The sequence below is a fragment of the Cytobacillus firmus genome, from assembly GCF_023612095.1.
In the GTDB taxonomy this organism is placed as follows: Bacteria; Bacillota; Bacilli; order Bacillales; family Cytobacillaceae; genus Cytobacillus.
On sequence record NZ_CP086235.1, the window covers coordinates 4,244,670 to 4,266,108 of the forward strand.

At 40.8% G+C, this 21,439-nt stretch carries 19 protein-coding genes; all 19 read right to left on the reverse strand.

The features are described 5' to 3' along the window. Window positions 1-182: 182 nt before the first annotated feature. A complete protein-coding gene (locus LLY41_RS21570) occupies window positions 183-734 on the reverse strand; it encodes a DUF5381 family protein (protein WP_304588080.1) in 552 nt (183 codons plus the stop codon). Between the two features lie 125 nt (window positions 735-859). Beyond that, the gene (locus tag LLY41_RS21575; RefSeq protein WP_304586575.1) at window positions 860-1,357 is read right to left on the reverse strand and encodes a DUF5381 family protein; all 498 of its coding nucleotides are present in this window, start codon (window positions 1,355-1,357) and stop codon (window positions 860-862) included. Between the two features lie 106 nt (window positions 1,358-1,463). Beyond that, window positions 1,464-2,483 (reverse strand): hypothetical protein, encoded by a 1,020-nt coding sequence (locus tag LLY41_RS21580; RefSeq protein WP_304586576.1) that lies wholly within the window; start codon window positions 2,481-2,483, stop codon window positions 1,464-1,466. Between the two features lie 42 nt (window positions 2,484-2,525). Then, on the reverse strand, window positions 2,526-2,897 hold the full coding sequence (locus LLY41_RS21585) for a hypothetical protein (RefSeq protein ID WP_304586577.1): 372 nt from the start codon (window positions 2,895-2,897) through the stop codon (window positions 2,526-2,528). A gap of 22 nt (window positions 2,898-2,919) precedes the next feature. Further along, a complete protein-coding gene (locus tag LLY41_RS21590) occupies window positions 2,920-3,711 on the reverse strand; it encodes a hypothetical protein (protein ID WP_304586578.1) in 792 nt (263 codons plus the stop codon). Between the two features lie 26 nt (window positions 3,712-3,737). Then, complete coding sequence (locus LLY41_RS21595) at window positions 3,738-5,309, reverse strand: LXG domain-containing protein (protein ID WP_304586579.1); 1,572 nt, start codon at window positions 5,307-5,309, stop codon at window positions 3,738-3,740. A gap of 13 nt (window positions 5,310-5,322) precedes the next feature. Continuing rightward, window positions 5,323-5,592, reverse strand: a complete 270-nt coding sequence (locus tag LLY41_RS21600; protein ID WP_304586580.1) for a DUF5344 family protein — start codon at window positions 5,590-5,592, stop codon at window positions 5,323-5,325. A gap of 26 nt (window positions 5,593-5,618) precedes the next feature. Further along, window positions 5,619-6,002 carry a YwqH-like family protein gene (locus LLY41_RS21605; RefSeq protein WP_304586581.1) on the reverse strand — a complete coding sequence of 128 codons (384 nt, stop codon included), beginning with the start codon at window positions 6,000-6,002 and terminating at the stop codon, window positions 5,619-5,621. Window positions 6,003-6,157: 155 nt separating this feature from the next. Then, window positions 6,158-6,637, reverse strand: a complete 480-nt coding sequence (essA, locus tag LLY41_RS21610) for a type VII secretion protein EssA (protein ID WP_304586582.1) — start codon at window positions 6,635-6,637, stop codon at window positions 6,158-6,160. Then, window positions 6,627-9,473, reverse strand: a complete 2,847-nt coding sequence (gene esaA, locus LLY41_RS21615) for a type VII secretion protein EsaA (RefSeq protein ID WP_304586583.1) — start codon at window positions 9,471-9,473, stop codon at window positions 6,627-6,629. The genes essA and esaA overlap by 11 nt, the downstream gene beginning before the upstream one ends. Then, on the reverse strand, window positions 9,470-13,942 hold the full coding sequence (gene essC / locus LLY41_RS21620; RefSeq protein ID WP_304586584.1) for a type VII secretion protein EssC: 4,473 nt from the start codon (window positions 13,940-13,942) through the stop codon (window positions 9,470-9,472). The genes esaA and essC overlap by 4 nt, the downstream gene beginning before the upstream one ends. Before the next feature lie 20 nt (window positions 13,943-13,962). Further along, window positions 13,963-14,619, reverse strand: coding sequence for a type VII secretion protein EssB/YukC (locus LLY41_RS21625; protein WP_304586585.1), 657 nt, complete (start codon window positions 14,617-14,619; stop codon window positions 13,963-13,965). Further along, a complete protein-coding gene (locus LLY41_RS21630) occupies window positions 14,552-15,304 on the reverse strand; it encodes a type VII secretion protein EssB/YukC (RefSeq protein ID WP_304586586.1) in 753 nt (250 codons plus the stop codon). Before LLY41_RS21630 ends, LLY41_RS21625 begins: the two co-directional genes overlap by 68 nt. A 14-nt stretch (window positions 15,305-15,318) precedes the next feature. After that, window positions 15,319-15,558, reverse strand: a complete 240-nt coding sequence (locus tag LLY41_RS21635) for an ESX secretion system protein YukD (protein ID WP_304586587.1) — start codon at window positions 15,556-15,558, stop codon at window positions 15,319-15,321. A 238-nt stretch (window positions 15,559-15,796) separates the two neighbouring features. Beyond that, complete coding sequence (locus LLY41_RS21640; protein ID WP_009336200.1) at window positions 15,797-16,090, reverse strand: WXG100 family type VII secretion target; 294 nt, start codon at window positions 16,088-16,090, stop codon at window positions 15,797-15,799. A 476-nt stretch (window positions 16,091-16,566) separates the two neighbouring features. Then, entirely contained in the window at window positions 16,567-17,565 is a 999-nt protein-coding gene (locus LLY41_RS21645) for an ABC transporter substrate-binding protein (protein WP_304586588.1), read from the reverse strand. A gap of 188 nt (window positions 17,566-17,753) precedes the next feature. Then, window positions 17,754-19,253 (reverse strand): glycine betaine ABC transporter substrate-binding protein, encoded by a 1,500-nt coding sequence (locus LLY41_RS21650; protein ID WP_304586589.1) that lies wholly within the window; start codon window positions 19,251-19,253, stop codon window positions 17,754-17,756. A 99-nt stretch (window positions 19,254-19,352) separates the two neighbouring features. Then, window positions 19,353-20,474: an ABC transporter ATP-binding protein gene (locus tag LLY41_RS21655; protein ID WP_304586590.1), complete on the reverse strand. Its 1,122-nt coding sequence runs from the start codon at window positions 20,472-20,474 to the stop codon at window positions 19,353-19,355. A 230-nt stretch (window positions 20,475-20,704) separates the two neighbouring features. Then, on the reverse strand, window positions 20,705-21,337 hold the full coding sequence (locus LLY41_RS21660; RefSeq protein ID WP_304586591.1) for a hypothetical protein: 633 nt from the start codon (window positions 21,335-21,337) through the stop codon (window positions 20,705-20,707). Between the last annotated feature and the right edge of the window lie 102 nt (window positions 21,338-21,439).

Consider the following 21,439-nt stretch of genomic DNA (forward strand, 5'->3'; position numbering starts at 1 on the left):
CGACATACATTACTCCTCCTTTGTATCTGATAGTGAGAACCAGCAGAAAACGAGATAATTACCTTACTTAAATACCTTATTACGCATTTGATTCGCAGCGCCCCAAATGCCTGTTTACGAAAAATAAAAGGGCTCGTTATTAACTCGCCCTATAAAAAAGTCCTCTCTTATAAGAGGATATATTAATCAAATTTCGTCTCTTTTCTCTCGTATCTTGCCACATCTCGAAGACGTTCAAGATTCACCTTTCGATCCCATACCTTTTTTGCATTTTCTGTCATATATGGATAAATGTATTGATCTACAATTAATTCATAATCTAAGTCTCCAAGAAGATTATATGTTCTAATTTTTATCTTCTTATCATGGAAGGTTTCAATAACAATGTCATTGATTAAATTTAGAGGGTTTCTGACTAAGTTAATATCCCGTATATTATTTATAAGTACCATATCTTTTTTTGTATGAACCGTTCCCTTTTCTCCAGGAAATATTTTAAACAAAACCTTCCCTGGCATTAATCCAGGCAGGGTCCATAATGTCAAGTAAAGATAGATAGGAGTTAATATGATTCCTCCACCTAAATATATTAAAGAGTATTTAGAATTAAATTTCAGCCCATGTATAATTAAGAAAATACACGCTGCTAAAAAACCTACTGTAGCTAAAAACCCCCATACATACATGAATTTAGAACTTTTTATAATTACCGTGTTGTCCTTTTCCTGAATCATGGACAAACATGATCCACTCCTTTGATTCATCAAACTTAAATTAAAGAGATCCCACACATATACCTATTATTCAGCCTTTGGTTCTTGCCGTTCATAATTAGCCTGCTGCCGAAGATTCTCCAGGTTTATTTTCGATCCCAAACTTTTTTTGCACTTTCAGTCATATGAGGATATATATATTGGTCAACTATTATCTGATAGCGAAAATCACCAATCAGGTTATACGTGCGAATTTTAAACTTTTTATCATTGAAGGTTTCAATAACAATATCATTTATTAGATTTAATGGATTCCTTACAAGGTCAATGCTTCGTATATCCTTTATTGGAACTATGCCTTTTTTTGACTTAACCAAACCCTTTTCTCCGGGTTTTATGGAAAGCAAGGTTTTGCCTGGAATTAGGCCTGGTAAATTCCAAAGCGTAATATAGAGATAAAAAGGTGTGAATATGATCCCGCCGCCAAGATAAAATAAAGAATATTTAGAGTCAAACTTCAAACCGTGAACAATTAGAAAGATACAAGCTATTAAAAAACCTACAGTAGCAAGAAACACCAAAACATACATGATGTTAGAACCTTTAACGATAATTTCATCATTTTTCTTCTGAACAAGTGGCAAGAAGAATCACACTCTCCTTAGATTAAGAGAATCTAAAGTAAATTGTCTTTATCTGTTTGATATATCTTCTTCTCTTTATTTATTAGATTCCCAGGTATTTGTCTAATTATGAAGCTGACTTGGCCCTCTTAACAGTAAAAGGTTCCTCCCTCTCTTTTAAGCAAGCAAAAATAGATAATAAGATAATCATAACTTCGCAAAAAACGGCAAATCCTACCACCATAGGTCCGCTTCCTTCACTCCAGCCGGACTTGTTAATATACAGGAATAAAACGGTTATTAACAGCACGAAATTACTTTTCCAAAAGAATGAGAATCCTCTTTTAAAGGAAAATCCCTCTACCTCTTGCTCAGCTTTTCTGGGCTTTTTCTCCGCAAGAAAACCTTCAATATGCAGAAAATCATCTAAAATCCTTTGTAATACATCAAAGTAGTTATTGATACTATTACTCATTAAGAAGATTCTATTATTGCTGGACTCTTCGTAGTTGATATGCCAAATATAGTCTTCACCCGGAACAAATAACATCACAAAGTCTTCCTGCAAAGGATTCTTTATGGTCCTTCTTTTTTTAAAAACTAGCTTGCATACCTGCTGATTATTCTGATAAAAATCACGCAGGAATTGTCGGATTTTCACATCAAATTTTTCATCGTCTATCATTTTTTCCAATTCGGCAGGGTCCATATAATGAATTTGATCATATAAATCATTGGTTAACTCTATGTTAACCTTTATAGGATCCTCTGTGAGCCTGGAATCCAGGCCGTAAAAATCACTAATAAGATTATTTAACATCGTTAGAGAATCATATTTTTTAAATTCATAAAGGTCATTATGTATATATTCCACAATACCTCCTGTCTTGTGAGCACGATAAACTAGCAGATACTGATTTCCATTTTCAATCCTAATCATTTTGCTGGCATTTAAAGCTGTGTTTACCATTTCTTTTAGTGAATTCGATATATTTGATTCTGGCTGTGTTTCATTTATCTGTCCGATCTCTTTTTTTGATAAGTTATTTTCATAGGCAAACTCTCTTGCTCTCTTTACTGATTCTGATTGAGCAAGAACTGCTATAAGGTCTTGTGTGGATACACTTATCTTCTGGTCCTGTTCCATATTTGTTCTTCCTCCAACTAGCTTAGTAGAATATTAAGACCATTAATTAAAAATAGTCATGATACTGAATCCTGCCACCATAAGAAAGGCAAAAAAAAGTATACTCGCTAACTTATTCACAATAAAAGGTAGACGGTTTAACACATTCTGAACATAATAATTTACGCCAGATGTAATGATGGCAATATACTTAAAGAAAAAACCCGGTATACTCTTTGGTTCTTCAAATACATTTACCTCATACAGCGTAACGACCAGGCGCTGAACAAATATGGAGAAGAAAGCAAAAATAGCATTAGTTGTAATCATCAAAGAAATATAAGAGCTTGGAATTGGAATATCAATACCATTCAGAAATAACGCAATAATTGTCCATACGGCCACTGCTAATGCTAAGCCAATAATTTTCATCATAAATTTTACCTTTCATAGTAGATTACAATTCCTTAAAGAAAAGTGCTATAGCATCACTTAATCTTTTGCTGTACTCGTCTACACTGGATGGAACTACAAAAACTTCTTTTTCTTGAATCCTATCATAGTCAAGGTGCCAAATAAAATTCAAGCTGGGCAGCAGAAAGATGACTTGTTTCAACTCCATATAATCTTTAGCATAATCCATCTCCATCAGTGATACATTAGCAAATTCCTGTTCATTATTTTTGAAATCAGACAAGAACTGCTTTAGAAGATCCTCTATTTTCTCATCGTTAATCATGGCTTCTAAAACCTCGGGATCCATCTGATGGAGCTGATCATAAATAGCCTCTGAAAGCTGCAATGTCGGCAAATCGTTTACAGCTTGTTCTGATTTACCCACTAATTCATAATGGTTCAATAAAATGTGTTCGAATCCTTTTTCCATTGAATAAATCGAGAAAAAATGAGTATTATTTCTTATTTCTTGCAGAAGGGTCCTTGTGTCACCTTTTATAAAATGAATAAATAGCACCCTGTCTTTTATTATACATCTGGCTTTTCTCTTTGACTGTACAAGAACATGCAAAAGATCTTCCAGACCTTCGACGAGGGTTGAACTTCTATTTTCGTCTAATAGCCCTTTAGATTTTAGGGAGAGCCCGGTATCCTCTATAAAACGGTCAAGCTCCCATTTTTCTCCATTAATATCTAAGCTGTTAAGGATTTGACTGGCCATGCTTTCATAACCGCATAACGCAAGCACAGATGCCAACTCATTAGTAGTTAAAGATATCCCCATCGCTTCCATTCTTTAACCTCACCCCATATTTGATTTTATTTAAACAAACCTGTTACAAAACTTCCTGCATCTGATATTGCCTCACCAACATTGCTAACAGCCTCTTTAATATCCTTAGATTTTTCCTCAGCCCATTTCCCAGCTTTCTCTCCGATATCTTTGATACTGTCTTCAAATGCGATCGATCCTACTATCCCAATTGTTGCTCCTACAAGCCCACCAATGAGTGTTCCAGGTCCAGGACAAATCATGGTCCCTATAGCAGCTCCGCCTGTAGTAAGCCCCGCAACACCAATATCCATTCCTATTCCGGCGGCAGCTCTCCCTGTTTTTTCCCAGTTGGATTTATATTTATTTTTATCACTGACATATTCCCCCGCATTGGTTCCTACAGAAAACAGGATTCCTGCATATGGAATTTTCTTTGCAATTGCCGTTAAAGAGCGTTTATCTGTCAGCTGCCCCAGTGTAGACTTAACATCAATGGAAGTTCTTTTATATAATTCAGCTTGAGCTGCATCAAATTTTAAATATGGATGCTGATGTTCTAATAATTTGAGGTAGCTCTTCACATTCGACCCAGGATTAAGGCCAACAAGGCTTCTTAAAAGCCTGCTAGGTGAGTTCTGATATTTAGAAAAGTAATTCTTAATACCATTATAGCTGCTTGAACTTCCCTTTTTTAATATCTTATGAATTGAATCAGCAAGCTTCGAACCATAAACCCCATTCTTTTTCAGCCAATCAGGATGGGCCTTAATCTTGAAATTTCCTGATCCATCTTTCACCAGAACTAATCTTTTAGATAGAAGAATAGTTGCAGCTAAGGTACCTTTCACAACTTCCATTCCACCGTTAAGTTTCCCTATTTTATCCAGCCAGTCTGCCACATTCCCCATTAAGGTGGAATCACCTTCTTTTATAGCCAGTTCCATAGCAGAATCGATGAGCTTGCCGATAGTATCATTCTCAGCGAAATACTTTTCAATCTCCCTAATTGTACTTTCATTTAGTGCTGCACCATTTGATGCCCAGGCCTCAATTTTATTGATAAAGTCTGCAATTCTCGTAAGATCTTCAGTCGACTCCTTCAAGACTTTTAAACTATCTTTATCCAAATCCTCTAAACCATCTGTGGTTTTCTTAATATGACGTCTTGCTTTATCAAAATTCTGTCTTAAATGCGCTAAGGAAATGGTTGAACCTCCAACAATATCACTAACCTTTAAGAATTCCTGATTAATATCATTAATAGTGTCTTCTGACATTTGTTCGATGTTCTCAATTCCGGACTTAGCCTCATGCTCTACGAAGTCCTGTCTGACTAGCCCACTTTTAATTTCATACTCATTTATTAAATTTTTCACTTGCTTTAGCCTATTAACATATTCACTTATAAATTGATTCAACAACAAGACTGCCGGAATATGCAGAACAGTAAGATGTTCCTTGATTGCTTCTGCTCCTTTTCCTTTTAATGCATCATCCAAATTGATCAAGTTATTGATTGAAGCTCGCACATCCTGCAGCTGGTCCTTTTCAGCTTCTTTCTTTTTTATGGATTCATCCAATTCAGGAATGATTTCGGAAACTTTAATCACCTTCATCTGTATCACTCCACTATTTCATTTTTTGAGATAGCTCTTTATCTTTTTGAGCAAGCTGATCTATTAGGGTTCTCATATCTTGTTCTGTTTTAATCAGCAAATTTTGATATTGTTTAAGGGTCGTATAATACTTTTGTTCAATTTTAGTGATTTCAGACAGCAGATCCAAACTGCTTTCTGGGAATGTAATGGAAGGGTTGCTGACATCAACCCCTTCTGCCTTGCTTTTGAGTTCACTTAGGGCACTTTCCACTTCACTTTGAATTAATTTAATTTCGGTCATTTTTTCACCTCAATAGTCATGCCGTATTAATCGCTTAATTGTGAGATGCGATTACGTTTAGAAGAAATTGTGCTTGAAAGAGACTTATTTAATCCTTCGTAATGGGTAATCTTCACTTCAATATTGTTTAACATTCCTTCAATTTCAATGTTTCCAATTCTCATATAGGTATCTTCAATTTCTCCACGTATATCATCAAAATCATTAGCATGTGTTCCAGCCCAAACCGACTGGTTTAAGTCGGGCTGATGAATAAAACGCTTATTAAGCATGAATTCTTCCTGGCTTGATGAGATTTCCTGCTGTGCCTTTCTCAATCGAACCAATATCTCATTATTCTTACTAATTTCACTATTCAAAAAGGAAATATCTCTATACAGCTGGCTTATTAAAATGGAATTGTCATCCACAGTGGTCACCCCGCGTTAACTTTTAATTTTGGAAGGCTTCTAAGTTGGAGTATAAATCGGAAGATATTAATTGCATTACGGTTGATAGAAGTTGAAATTAACAGTTTTATTTAGTTGCATGTTCAAGTAAACGACCATGCAACTAAATAAAATTTTCAATTATCAGCCTGCTTCGCCATCCTCGGAATGAGGAATCCCATAATTACACCTATGGCAATTACAAGCAGAATAATATAAAGAATCATTAATTTGTTAACCTGTTCAGCGGTTGATTGATCCTCCGCCTTGAAAAAGCTTTCCTGTTTCGAATCGGAAAATAGCTGAAGCTGGTCCGCTTTTGCAGTGATGGTATTAGTAGTGGTTTCACCGCCGTCGAATAGTTTCTCCTTCACTTCCTTCAAAGGATCCAGGTTCTTTTTTGTAAAAGTAAGATCCTTTTGTTCTTCCGGGATCTCTTTCTTATTTTCATAAAGCGATTTTTCATGGAGGTAATCGGTATTCTCTTTGAATTCCTGTTTTTCATAGGTATTCGGCGTTACGTTATAAAAATCAGGGGTCGCCCCGGCAGATTGGCCAGCTAGCAGCCAAAACGCCGGGAGCAGAACTATTACTTTAAGGAATCTATTAAGCTTCATAAGCCTGGTCCTCATCCCTCTTAGTACGCAGGTCCTTTATCGACCGGACTGCAAATGGAATGATGGCAAGGAAGGCAATAATGCCAAGCAGTATGAGGATGGCCGGAATAAACAGGGACTGTGAGTCATACTGAATGGACATATATACCTTGGACATTGGGTCTTCATAGTTAATATTCGGTGCTGTAAGAGCAAGGAACGGACTGATGAAGAAGGCGATGAGCCCTACACTCAGAATCCATCCTGCCAAATTGCCGATCTTGAACCCTGCCAGTACAATGGCTGAGGCTGCCGTCAGCAGCAATATGGTGAAAATGGTCCATTCAATTGCGCGATCCTGTTCCATTGAGTAAATATTGAGGCCGAATATGCTGATAATCAGACCAACAATAAGATTCAGCAGCACAAACATGGAAACATGTACAAGCATTGGCGCATTTTTGAAATAATGGCTGAAGTATCCGATCATTAAGCTGCTGAGCAGGATAATGGCCAATACGACAACCGGCGGCAGCTTGCTTTCCTCTTTCTTGGCAGCTGTTTCTCCGCTGATTTGAAGCGGGCTGGATAATTGCTCGTATACCGGACCATTCTTTTGGCCATTCACATAAGTGTTTCCAAGAAGATTGTAAATATCATCCCGGAACATCTGAGTTGTCTCTACGTTCGAACCCCACTTGGAATTCAGTGTATCTGCATCCTGCTGGACACTTTGCACCTTTTGCTCAAGCTCGTTTGTATAGGATACGATATTGCTCTGATTTTCTCCGATAGATCCAACAAGATCATTGATCATCAGCATTCTTTGGCTGATTCCCTCTTGTTTGACCATAACGGAAGTTCCGTTAATGCCATCGACAGGCATTTGGGTATTGGCTGATAATAACTGAATGTTATCCATAACAGCTATTGCACTTTCCTGCAGTGCAGATAAGTCTGATTGCATAGCAGATTGCTGCTCTTCCATTCGCTGGCTGTAATCATTAAAGAATGCAGCAACCTGATTATCAAGACCTGTAAGCTGTTCCTCAGAATAAGGGATGGATGTATTCAATTCATCCCAAACCTTCTGTTCATCCTCGTTCACCTTTACAATTGGATTCAACTTTTCTATAAAGGTTTTAAGTTTCTCAGGATTATAGTTAATGGATGACCCAACAGTTCCTTCGAATCTTCCGAGTGCAGAATAATATTCCATCATTTTTGAAGGAATGGCATAGATAATTGGCTGGTTAAACACTTCAGTTAACTTCGCCTTGCTTTCGCTGTCTAAATTTAATTCAAGAATTTTATTTTCTTTCTGATCGATTAAACCAATTAAAGATGAAAAATCTCCGGAATTGCTTAGCTGCTGAATCAAATTTTTGTTCTCTTCAACCAGCTTATTATAGTCTTCAACCAATTTTCCGTTTTGAGCAAACAATTCATCGTTTGCAGCCTTTAGTTCATCCACTACTTTCTGCAGAGGATTTGCTTCTGTGTCATTCACAGAAATTTTCTGCTCTACATTAAGCAAACGCTGGGAAAGCTTCGGCAGGCTTGCGACTGCTGCGGCAGCTTGCTCCGGTGTTCCTTCAATGGTTTCAAGCGAAGACTTAATCGTGTTTATTTCATTGGCAATAGCCTGCAATTCTGCTCTCTCATTTTCCAGGCCGGGAATTGATGGAATGGCTGTATTCGGATTCGTGTTAGCAGCTGTCTGCTTTTCAGCATAACTTTTGTTTGAAGCCGATGACGCTGTCCCTGGATTTCCGGCAGACGTACCTTTTGACAATTCCTGCTTCAAAGAAGCTATGTTTGCCTCGGATTGGCTTAGGGTATTTCGTTCTTGTTCCATAAGATAATTAATCAATTCTTCTCTTTGTCTATCCACTTGTGAAGTGCGGATAGCAGAGAGGCTGCTGAATGTCTCACTGTTTTCTTTTAGCTGAGACTCAACTGAATCAAGTGTGCTTGAAAGCTGCTCACCGCCTTCATTCAGTGCGGCTAATGATTCAGAGTACTGCGGATCATGTTTCCCGGTTAGGGCCTGTATATTTAGCACACTTTCATCCTGCAGCTTCTGAAGAGTTTCCCGCTGTGCATCCTGATATTCCCGGTATTGGTCAACATATTGAACAAATCCGGCAAGACTCTCTTCAAATTGAGTAAGGTTATTTTCACCCTCTGAAGTACTCTCTGCTGCTGTCTTCACTGTCGACTGAATGCTCTCCAGCATATTGCGCTGCTGTTCGATTTCCGCTGCCAGGTTCTTTGAACTGGGCTTATAGAAAGCGAGCATGGCATTCTGGAAGTCTATTTCTTTTTGTAAAATGGTATCGAACTGGGATTTCACATTTTCCAGGTCCTGTGATACATAGGTCCAGTACAAGGTTGAAATCTTTCCATTCACACGGTTGGTGGCTGTCTGAATCTCGCGCAAAACCTTTTCTCGGTTCAGTGAGTTCAGCTGGTTCTGTACCGTAAATTCAAAATTTGCTTTTTCAGGCTGCTGGCTTTCATAGGACATGATGTTCTTTGAAAAGTTGGAAGGAATATAAACGACTGCGTCATACTTGGTATTTCTCAAGCCATTTTCTGCAGCACTTCTGCCTATGACAGTCCACTCATATTGTGAACCGTCTTCGAGAATTGATGTTATTTCCTCTCCAAAATCAAGAGATTTATCTTCTTTGTCAGCTCCTGTATCTTCATTAACAACTGCTATGGTTCTTGTGGCATTCTCCCTGACCAGCAGAGGATTATCGCCAATGGTGCCAAAAAAGATGGCTGGCGCGGCGATAATCAGAAGCATCACCAAAACCATTTTCACGATGTATTTTGTTTTGGCTGTCATGCTAAGACCTTCCTTTCAGTGGCACATAAAGGAATTTGAATTTTTAATTCCTTTCCGTTTATAACGTAATAACCATATCCCGGCTGTATCTCTGCCTCTTTCCGGTCGTATGGAAGGGTAAAGAGTGTCTGCTCTGATTTTTTCATCAGAACGACCGCCTGGCGGATCTGTTTGATTTCTGCCGTTAAGGAATCGTATCCTTTCGTCAGTTCATTATTGCTGCCTGTCACGATGACACTAAAGCCAAGATGGCTTCCATTTTTCATCAGCCTTGCCATTCTCTCCTGCAGGCTGTTATCCAATGTCTGTGCAAAACGGGAGTATCCATCCACAGCCAGCACGATCGGCGAAAACGCTATATCTGTATTGCCATGCTGGATTGCATTAAGATATTCTTTTTCCCTTTGGGATAACTGTTCTTCCGCCTTTGCTGCCCAATCGCTGATCTGTTCCTTTGTCTCGATATAGACTGACTTTTCCTCACTCGCATAGGATGATAATCCTCTGTCAAAGGAATCGAAAATACCAACAGATTCAGCCCCCTGAGCTAGCATTTGATTAATCATGAGCTTAAGGACATTTGTCTTTCCTTTTTGGGCCTGCCCAAGGATAATGCAATGCTTCGTTTTATTGAAGTTTGCATACACAGGTTTGACGGATTCTTCATCAAGGCCAATTGGTACAAGTCCCGGCTGAGTCTCTCCCGCAGTGTAACGGGTAAAGTTAACCGTATTAAGCTCTGCCGGAAGCATCGGCACCTCTTCAGGCTGACTGCAGTCTTTGTATTTCTCCTTCAGCTCCTGAATGTCAGCCCGGATCGATTCCATGATCTCGAAATCGTCCCTGCCCTCTGCCGGCAGGAATACCTGTGAAAAATAGGCCTCTTCCATTTTAATAATGGCTCTTCCCGGTATTGGCTCAGGTGCGAAAGGAACCCTTCCCAGAACGGAGTAAGCCTCGCTGCTGTCCATCAGATAATGGACCACTTTTGTTTTGAGGTTATTCATGAGCGACTGCCGGATTGAATTGATCCGCGTCGCAGCGAAAATCATATAGATTCCGAGTGACTGTCCATCCCTGGCAATCTGATTAATTTGCGTTTCAAGCTCCTGCATTTCCTCTTTTACAAGATCGAAATTATCAAATGTGATATAGACGAGCGGCAATTTTTCATTGCTCATCGAATTGTACATCTTAATTCCGCTGACTTCCTGCTGCTGGAATAATAGCTTTCTGCGGGCAATTTCATCCTTGATCAGATTCATGAACTTTTCAATTTTGCGCTCTTCATCCATCAGGAAGAAATCGGCCGTATGCGGCAGTTGCCTTAACGGAAGGAGTGAACCATTGCCAAAATCGAAAATATAATAATGTGCTTCTTCAGGAGACCGCTTTTCGGCAATGCTTAGCAGTAGTGTCATAATCGTATGGGATTTTCCATAACCGGAGGAGCCGAACACCCCTACATTTCCATCCTCTATGATTTGATAGCTTAATGGATACTGGCTCTGCTTCTCAGGCTCATCCACCATTCCTAAATGAATTTCATTATTCTCCTCAGCGCGATAAAGCTTCCTGCTTAAGCGCCCTTCAAGAGGAGGAAGCCATGGACTTCTAAGTTTCGTAATGCCCATCGAGGACTGTGCTGCTTCAATCTCTTCCACAACTGCTTCAATTTCTGTTTTTCCGCCTTTTTTCTTCCCTTGGCGTGAATTCACATCCGATAATGGAACAAGACCCAGGTCGGTTACAATAGCAATCTCATCCTCTGTCTCAGAAGAGTCTTCCAGATAAGGGGCTCCGCTCCATGCAGATTGGAACAGTTCATAGACTTCATTATTGCCGACCTGCAGATAGCCGCGGCCGGTTACGGTAATAGCAGCAGCATCGCCGTTTTTAATGATTTCCCGGCTGTCATCTGTGTCCTGAACCTTTAAAGCCACCCTAAAGCGGGCATTACTCCAGATCTGTTCGTCAATGACACCGCCCGGCTTTTGGGTGGCCAGAATTAAATGGACTCCCAGGCTTCGGCCGATTCGGGCTGCACTGACAAGCTCTCTGATGAATTCGGGTTCTTCACTCTTAAGCTCCGCAAACTCATCGGAAATCAAAAACAGATGAGGAAGCGGCTCCTTTGCCATATTGTTTTTATAAAGGTCTGTGTAATCGTTTATATGATTTACCTGATATTCATCAAAAAGCCTTTGCCGCCTTTTCAATTCACTTTTGATGGAGGCAAGCGCTCTTGAACTGAAGTTCTTGCTGCCTTCAATATTCGTAATCGTCCCCAGAAGATGCGGCATGTTCTTAAACGGCTGGGCCATGCCCCCACCTTTGTAGTCAATCAGCAGGAAAGCGACCTCGTGGGGATGGAAGTGAACAGCAAGTGAAAGAATATACGTCTGCAGAAATTCACTTTTTCCCGATCCCGTTGTCCCGGCCAGCAAACCGTGCGGGCCATGCGCCTTTTCATGAAGATTCAATAGCGACAGGTCTTCCTTTCCTTTTAAGCCGATTGGAACCGCCAGGGATTTGGAAGACTCTTTTGTAAGCCAGTTCTCTTTGATCGGAAGTTTCCCTACTTCTTTTACTTTCATCATTTCCAGGAAGGAAACGCTATTTGGAATGGAATTGGTCATTCCAACCTGATGATCAAGCGTTCTTAACAGACGGGAAAATTCCTCATTTCCCTTCTTCTGATGAGCATCAAGCTTAAATGGGATGCTCACGGCCTTTTTGTCCTGAATCAGAATGTCCCCCTCTTCCTGATTGACATATCTGACAAGGGTTTGAATATTATCATGCAGGCTTTCCTTTGAGTCTGCTGCAAAGATCACGGAGATTCCCATATTGGAGTGGTCGCCCTCCAAATATTCCAATATCACATGATCTGCAATCAGCTGATGATTGGCTATGATGAACACGAGATGAGGCGAATACACCTGCTTCTCTTTATTTTCATCCAAATCCCTTTCGCGCAGGATTTCATAAAGGGAAGACAGCAGCTGATCCCTCGTTTGTTCGTTATAAATCAGCCCTTTTGCATGTGCATGCGGCATCTGGAAATGTGGAAGCCATTTGAGCCATTCCCATTTTTTATATTCTTTTTCATTAAAAATAAATACGAACCGCACATCATGGTAGCTGTGGAAAAAGGCCAACTGCCCAATGATCTGGTGTATCTCATTTTTAACAGCCGACTCTTTTCCGATCAGCCCGATTGGCCCCTTGGCAAGGTCAGCCACCACAGGCACATTTCTAACTTCCTTATACACTTTCTCCATTTGCTGTGACTGTTCAAGAAGATCATCGATTTCACGGTTTGACATATCCCCTGAGCTTACCTTAACTTCATAGCTCGCAGGCACATTTCCGGTACCCAGTCTGAATTGAAGGAAGTCAAAGCTCTGCAGAGGCCGCTCCCAAATGCGGTCAGATATATGGCCCGTAAAATATTTCATTTTCTCAAAAGACGGAAAGTGGAATTCCAGAACATGCTTCTGCTGGTCAGACAATGCCTGCAGCTCTTTTCGCTTCTCTTCCAGATAGGCAGTATAAACTCGATGCCTGCGCTCTTTCCGCTTTTTTTGATTGCTTTTGTCCTTAAAGTACTGGACGGTGGATGTCACTAAAGTGGTCATGAACATGACCATGGAAATGATAATAAAAATCCCTCTTGGCTGAACCAAAGCCACGATACCCATTACAACCAGCATAATCAGCGGCGGCATGATAATCAGCCATAACCCCCTGCCTGAATCATCCGGCTCCTGTGATGGAAAGGATAGGGAAACCTTCTCATCCGGCATTTCATAGATCATTCTTGGCGTTCTCCGGTAGAGCGGATATTTCTTTGCCATCTCAGATTGCGGCCTGATGGTAATGGGAAGCTTTGATTCATAGTATTCAAAGCTATCAATCTGGAAAAGATCCTCTTCTATTATTCTTATAGACATAAAGGGGAAGAACAGCACATCTCCCATTTCAAGGAAAGTCCTCTCTTCAACTCTTTTTCCATTTATATAAAGCTGCCCTGAACCCGGCTCTGCCATCCAGCCCTTTTTGGTTCTTATCAGATCAAAAGACTGGCTGGCTTCCATTAAAATACCGTTCTTTTTATAAATGGAAGCATCCGGGTTATCAGAGGAAATCTCTATTTCCCTTTGATAGCCGGAGTAGTAGGTTTGGCTTTTAAGGGCTTCAGAGGTTACTATTATCGTCAGGATTTCCCCCGCATCATTTATGTGAAAGGGTTCTCCATCGTTCAGCCTTCCGAGAACCGACTCATTCTGCCTAACTTCATAGAAGCTGTCGTGCTTTTCTATGGACACAATTCCTTTTGTAAAAGGAAATACCCTTATTGTCACCAGCTGTTCGAGCTCAGGACCGATGGTGATCCTGCCGCTTTTTTCAATTGGCATAGACAGCTGCTGGCAGTAATCGCTGTAAAACAACCATAACTGTTCCATCTCTCCACCTCCTGTCTATCTTAATTTGGCTTTGTCTTTTCTGCCTCTTCCTTCTTCTCGGCAGGCTTTTCAGCAGATGTTTCAGCTGCCTTTGCATCTGCAGGCTTTTCTTCTTCAGCAGCTTTTTGTTCAGACTCCTGTTTTACTGCCTGTTCATTATTTTCGCTGCTGCTTTGCTCATCCTGAAGCCGCTGCTCCTCTTCCTCCTGAGCTTTCTGTTCCTCTAAATACTCATCAATTTCTGCTTGAATTTCGTCGATTTTCTGCTGTTTTTCATCGGATTCAAGGCTATCATCCGCTTTGACAACTTCACGGTACTTAAGCAATGCGAACAGAATTAAATCCCGATCCTCAAGATCCCTCGAGATATCGAGAGCCTCTTTGGCATCTCCCCTCCCGATGTGAATCCAGTAATGATAGTAAAGGGGATCCGTCTGCAGGGTGATTGTATTTTGGACATTCTCTTTCTGGTCTTCTGTCAATGCTTCATTTATTATGTAGGACTGTGCCAGTTCGTACTGTACCACCCTTGGCATCTGATCAATATCATAATTGGATAACTCGGTCACAACTTCACTATATTGGCTTTTCAGGAAATGCTCCTGGCTATTAATAAAAGCTGCCTGTTTTGGCTGAGTAAAGATAAGGGAATATAGGCTGAAAGCAACGAAAGGCACTAGAGCAATCAGCAGACCCCATGCCGAATATCTTGTGGCTTTCCACTTTTTGCGGAATCTTGGCATATTCCTTATCTTTCTTTTCAAGCATTTCTATATTAGTCCGGATGACTTCTGACAATTCATTTTCATCCTTGGCCTTGATGACACTTGCCGCTGCAGGCGACAATTCAATGGTTTCATGAAGGCTAAGGTAATCCCGGAAAGCGCGATTTCCATCTACAGCAGAAGCGATGGTCGCTTTCAATTCCATCCAGAGTTTTTCCTGATTGGTTTCATATGGCGGAAGGCTTTCACTTACACCATAATGAAGCAAATGCGGTGACAGGCTTTCATCCGCCAAAATGTTTTCAGGACAGATGATGAGATGCAGCCTGGAATACGGATGACTTTTCACAAGCTTCAGGAGCTGTGAAGAGAAAATCCATCTGCTTTTTTGGTCTTTCTTTTTTAATTTGGAAAAGGTTAAGTAATTTGAGGGAATTTGCAGGACGAGGCGCAGTTCATCCTCTGTTAAATGGATATCCCTTTTAATAGCTGATTCCATCGCCTGGAGCAATTCCAATTCCGCAGCAGCATCAGCTTTAATTTTCTCTCTTTGGAAAAGAATAGTAAGGGATTGATGATCTGTTTCGACAACCGCTTCAAGCTGCTCTTCAAGGTAGGTTTGACTCTTTTCTGACATTTTTAAATGCTCCTTTATAAAATTTCGAAACGGTCCCCAGTGGTAATCCCCTTTTCTGCCAGCTTATCGTTTCCTGACAAAATCATTTGCTTGTTGGGAATTCTGACCCAATATCCTTCCCGGGGCGACTGAGGAATAGACTTAGCTTGCCAAACAATATCAACTACTTTTTTAACAGAGTGATAGTTAGATAGACGGAGATCAAAAGGTTCAACTTCATAATGTTTTAAATCAATTGTTAATTCTATGTACATGTTCAACACCTCACTAGAAAAGCAGAAGCGCCTCGATCACCCCCGACAAGCACAAGACGAGCCTGACGGAAAGGCGTTTTTTGCCTTTTTGGGAGGATTGGCTTGTGACCTCGAGGGGGTAGGCGCTGTAGCTAGACAAATTACCAAAGTGAAAATTTGCTAATTTAGTACCAAAAAAAGAGCGCTTTTCATCCTGTGAATGCAGCGCTCCTTCTCCACTTAATTGATTCAGATCTAATTAACCGCGGATTTGGCCAGCGATCTGGTTATCAGCATCTTCAAGAGCTCTTGCAGTATTATTAAGCTGAACAGAAATATCCTCTAATAATTGCTGCATTTGAACAAATGAAGGTCTTAAAGATTGGTATTGTTCAGCAAACGCTCTGCTTGCTTCCCCTTCCCATGCACCTTCCAGTTCACGAATCATATTATCCAAGCGGACAATCTGATCCCCAACCTGGCTGCTTTCTCCATTATAACGGTTAGACATGCCTACTAATTCTGCTGGTGTAACGCGAATAACTCCCGACATTCAAATCTCTCCTTTTCAATAGGTTACTATTATTGTAAAAATACACAATGCAAAGGTCAATTACTTACTTGCAAAAAATAACAAAACAGTTATTTATACCCACTAATACCCGATTTTTAGATACTTAAACCTGAATTGGTATTTTTTTCATAGGTTTTTGCTATTTTTTTGATTTTCAAATTCAAATTTTCTACCTATTTATTACTATCATGGCAGTCAAAACTCGTCAAATCGCTTATAAACCCGTGTCGAATTATGTCTGTGGTTTTATTCCTATAAATCTATAAACCCCCACTTGTATTTAGTAGGTAAAATTACCCTGACTTGTAGAATTTAATCAAACTTTCTTGAGCCCCATTTTTCCCTAAAATCATCCATACGGCTTATGTAGTTCTTTTGAATCATTTTCCAGAATAAATTTTGGGTTCATTAAGAAAAAAAGATACAGCAGAATCGCTGTATCTTTTAACAACTATTTATTCCCCAACCACCTTAGCATCCTTCAGCATGTCCTCTGTCAAAGTAATCCCCTGTTCCTCAGCTGCTTTCTTGTTAATTACAAGCTCAAGGCTTTCCGGGTAGCCGACAGGAATTTCACTCGGCTTTTTGCCTTCAAGGATTTCAATAGCCATTTGGCCTGTGGAGTATCCCAGATCATGATATTCAAATCCGTAGGAGGCAAAGCCGCCCCGTTTAACCGAATCGCTTTCTCCCACAAAAGCCGGAATGTCTTTTTCATTGGCGACGTTCAGCACAGATTCAAGGGCAGATACGACTGTATTGTCCTTAGGGATGTAAAACACGTCAGCACGTCCCACTAAGGATTCAGCAGCCTGCTTCACCTCGGAGCTTGTTGAGATCGTCGTTTCAACTGCTTCAAGCCCAGCTGCCTCGATAGCTTCTTTTGCATGCTTAACATTTACTACTGAGTTTGGTTCCCCGTCATTGTATATGATGCCGACCTTCTTAGCATCAGGTACAAATGTTTTGATAGAGTCAATTGTATTTTTGATGGCATCCGGATGTGTGTCAGATGTACCAGTTGCATTCCCGCCCGGCTCTTCCATGCTTTCCACAAGCTCAGCTCCCACAGGATCGGTGATGGCTGTAAAAAGGATTGGAATATCCTTCGTGGATTGCACAACCGATTGGGCACTCGCCGTAGCAATCGCCAGGATTAAATCATTCTTGTCCGCTACCAGGTTCTGGGCGATGGACATATTGTTGTTCATATCCCCCTGGGCGTTCTGGAAGTCAATTTTAAGGTTTTTTCCTTCTTCATAGCCCGCATCTTTGAGTGCGGCAATAAATCCTTCTCTCGCAGAATCCAGTGATGGATGCTCGACAATTTGCGTGATGCCAATTTTAACCGTTTTCTTTTCTGAGGCTTCCCCGCTGGTTTCCTCACTTCCTGAACCACAGGCAGCAAGCATCAGCAATGCACTGCTTGCCAGGATGGCCAACATCTTTTTCATCAAAAACTCCCCCTAATATTTTTATAATTTTTTTAATATTTCGATATTAACATGTTTAATATGTTTGTAACAATAGCTAATCCACTTTTTGTCTGGTAAATTGACATGTTTACGTCAATAAGGAGAAACGGGTCCCTGACGCATGTTTCATAAAAAAAGGACCGCGGCATTGCCGCAGCCCTCTCATATCAGTCAATCAATCCCTCTTCTTTCAGGAAATCAACCGCCACATCTTCATATTGCTCTTTATCAATATCAACTCTTGCATTAAGTTCCTGCATTTTTTCATTATCAATTTTGCCAACAAGCATCTTCAATGCTTCTTCAATTTCAGGATGTTCTTTCAGCGTATCAGCCCTGATAACAGGGGTTGCATAATACGGAGGGAAGAATTTTTTATCATCCTCAAGGACCTGCAGATTGAATGCCGGTATGCGGCCATCAGTGGAAAAGGCGTCAATGACATCCACTTCGCCATTCTTGATGGCACTGTACATAATACCGGAGTCCATGGCCTGTGTTCCGCCAAATTCAAATCCGTAAGTATCTGCAAGGCCGGGATATCCATCTGGACGCTCCAGGAATTCCGGCTCCGAGCCTAGAGACAGCTCTGATGATTTCTTGCCTAAATCTGAGATGGTTTTAACACCCCATTTATCAGCATCTTCTTTTCTTATAGTCAGTGTATAGGTGTTATTAAAACCGAATGGCTCAAGCCAGACCAAATCATAATCAGCCTTAAAGCGCTCTTTTACGAGGTCATACACCTTGTCGGGATCACTGATCATTTCTTCTTTTAAAATACTCAGCAAGGCTGTTCCCGTATATTCCATATATAAATCATAATTTCCGCTATTAACGCCTTCAAATGCAGGTGCCGTACCGCCAAGGAAGGATTCATATTTCACATTCAGATCTGTATGCTCTTCAATCAGATGGCCCATAATGTAAACCATGATCTCCTGCTCCGTGAAGTTTTTGCCGGTAATGGTGATTGTATCCTTGCCGCCGGCTGTTTCACCGAGCTGGGCAGCAAAGGCGGAAAGAGGAAGGATTAATATTAATGCAGTCACCACCCATTTTCTCCAGCGGCTCAAAGTTGGGTTAGTCTTCTGCCCTTGTTTAAGCCCCTGCGGAGTCACATCTGTCTCCAGCAGCTTCAGCAAATAGTCAAAAACAATCGCTAATAGAGCAGATGGAATTGCACCTGCCAGAATTAGGCCTGTATTATAAGTCTGCAGCCCGCGGAAAATCAGATCTCCCAGACCGCCAGCCCCAATGAGGCCTGCAATTGTCGCTACACCGATAATTAATACAGTCGCCGTACGAATCCCGCCCATGATCACACTCAGGGACAGTGGAAGCTCCACCATCCAAAGGACCTGGCGATTCGTCATTCCCATTCCGACCCCGGCGTTAATGGCAGACTTTTCAACACCAGTAATGCCTAGATATGTATTTCGAAGAATGGGCAATAAGCCATAAACGGTTAAAGCAATAATCGCAGGGGCTTGTCCGGTTCCGATGAATGGTACGAGAAATACAAGAAGTGCGAGACTTGGAATTGTCTGAAAAACTCCTGCAATCCCAATAATTGAATCGGCTATTTTCCGATGGCGGGTTAAATAAATGCCCAAAGGAACAGATATTAAAATCGCAATGGCGATCGAAATAAGCGATAAATACATATGCTCTAAAATTAAGTTCCATATTATAGGCCAGCGGTTTACAAAAACGTCAGCCGTGCTGCTGATTAAGTTAAGAATCGTCTACACCCCCTATCCTGTTTATTCGACGATCTCGTCGACCATATATTCTACAAGACTCGATCGGGTCACAATGCCCAAAAGTTTTCTGTGTTCATCCAAAACCGGAACAAAGCCGTAAACAGATTCGTTCACAAGCTGAAAGGCTTTTTCCGCCGGATCATTTTGCTGAAGTGTCACGACGCTTGAATCCATAATATCTTTAAGCCTCAACTCTTCATCTTTGTAATTTCTCTGGACGTCCCAGACGGTGGCAATTCCCTGAAAAATATTTTGATTATCCACAACCACGAGACTGTTAACCCGTTTGCTTCGCATCATCTTTAGGGATTCTGCCAGCCTGCGGTTTTCACCCGCTGTGACAGCCGGAACCATTAATTTGGTCAGTTTAGGGAATGAAATGCTGTCACTTTCCTGAAGCCGGTCTTCTCCAATAAAGCTTCGGACAAACTCATTAGCCGGCCTGCGGATGATATTTTCCGGCGTATCCAGCTGCACCACCTCCCCATCCTTCATAATACAGATGCGGTCAGCGATTTTAAGCGCCTCATCCATGTCATGGGTTACAAATACAATGGTTTTCTGGATATCCCGCTGAAGGCGGACTAACTCATCCTGCAGCTGCTCCCGGCTGATCGGATCCAGTGCACTGAATGGTTCATCCATTAAAATAATTTTCGGCTCAGCTGCCAGCGCACGGATAACACCGATTCTCTGCTGCTGCCCGCCGCTCAATTCTGAAGGGTAACGGTCACCAAAGACTTCCGGATCCAGTCCTACCATATGCATCAGTTCGTCCACTTTATCTATGTATCTTTCCTTCTTCCATTTCATCAGCCTCGGAACAAGCGAAACATTTTCTTTAATCGTCATATGCGGAAGCAGCCCTATTTGCTGGATCACATAGCCGATCGTCCGGCGAAGCTTGACTGGATCTTCTTTTGAAATATCTTTTCCTTCAATTGTAATTGTCCCTTTTGTCGGCTCAATCAGACGGTTGATCATCCTCATGGTTGTGGTTTTTCCAGATCCGCTGGGTCCAATCAGAACCAGCAGTTCACCTTCCTCGACCTTAAAGGTAATATCCTTGAGAGCATGGAACCCGTCCTGAAAGACTTTGTTTACTTCTTTAAACTCAATCAACTTTTCAGCACCTCCTATACATCAAATAATTGTAAAATTATGGAACAACCTATCCGCAGATACGTTTTTCAGGGTAACATAAACCGCTAAATCATGCAAAAATCATTAAATTAGTTATCCCACTATAATTCCATAATATTCATATTTAACCTTAATCTTCTTTCTTCAAACCAAAAAGGTTCTTCATCTTAACACCCTGATGAAAAACCCTTTCTAACTCTCGTGTTTAGTTAATGTGCCTCATCCTCATTTTCAGCTTCCTCAGCCCATGAAGGTTCCCGGCCATCCTGATGTTCATTATAAACCTCTGTCGCCTCTCTTTCTTTCATGAAAGTCTTCATATCATGAATATCGTGATGATCCCCGATAATATTTCCAAACCCCTGATTATGTTTCTTATGGCTCCTGAAATCAGTAGGAAAGTTGTTGCCGAAATTGACCGCGGAGGCATCTTCAATGGTGCCGATATGAATATCTCCAATCTTAAACTCAGAATCGAAGGGTGAAATCTTCTTCGTTTTTGCCGGCTTCTCTTCGTTAGTACTATAGGGAATCTGTTTTCCATTAATTTTTATGATTATATCCTCATGACCCGCTTTCCTCTGATTCTTCCCCATGGCAGCCTCTTCAGGAGAATGAAGATCGCCAGTCTGAAAGGTATTCCCAATATTTAAGGCTCCGCTTAGTTCTTTAATATCCACTTTATCCAACTTATAGATTAGCTTATCTAAATTTAAGGTCTGTATATTTTTGATATCAAGGTGCACATTCTTATTGTCTTCCCTGATGATTTTTTCCAGCCGGGCCATTCGATTCTCTATATCCTGGAGCAGTTTTAAAAGTGTATCTTCGTTTAGGTTCATGCCTTTCATCCTTTATCTAAATTGGCACTCTCTATGAACAGATGCATAGTATATTGTTATTTCATACAGTGCTGGGGAAAAAATGATGAGAAAACCCAAATT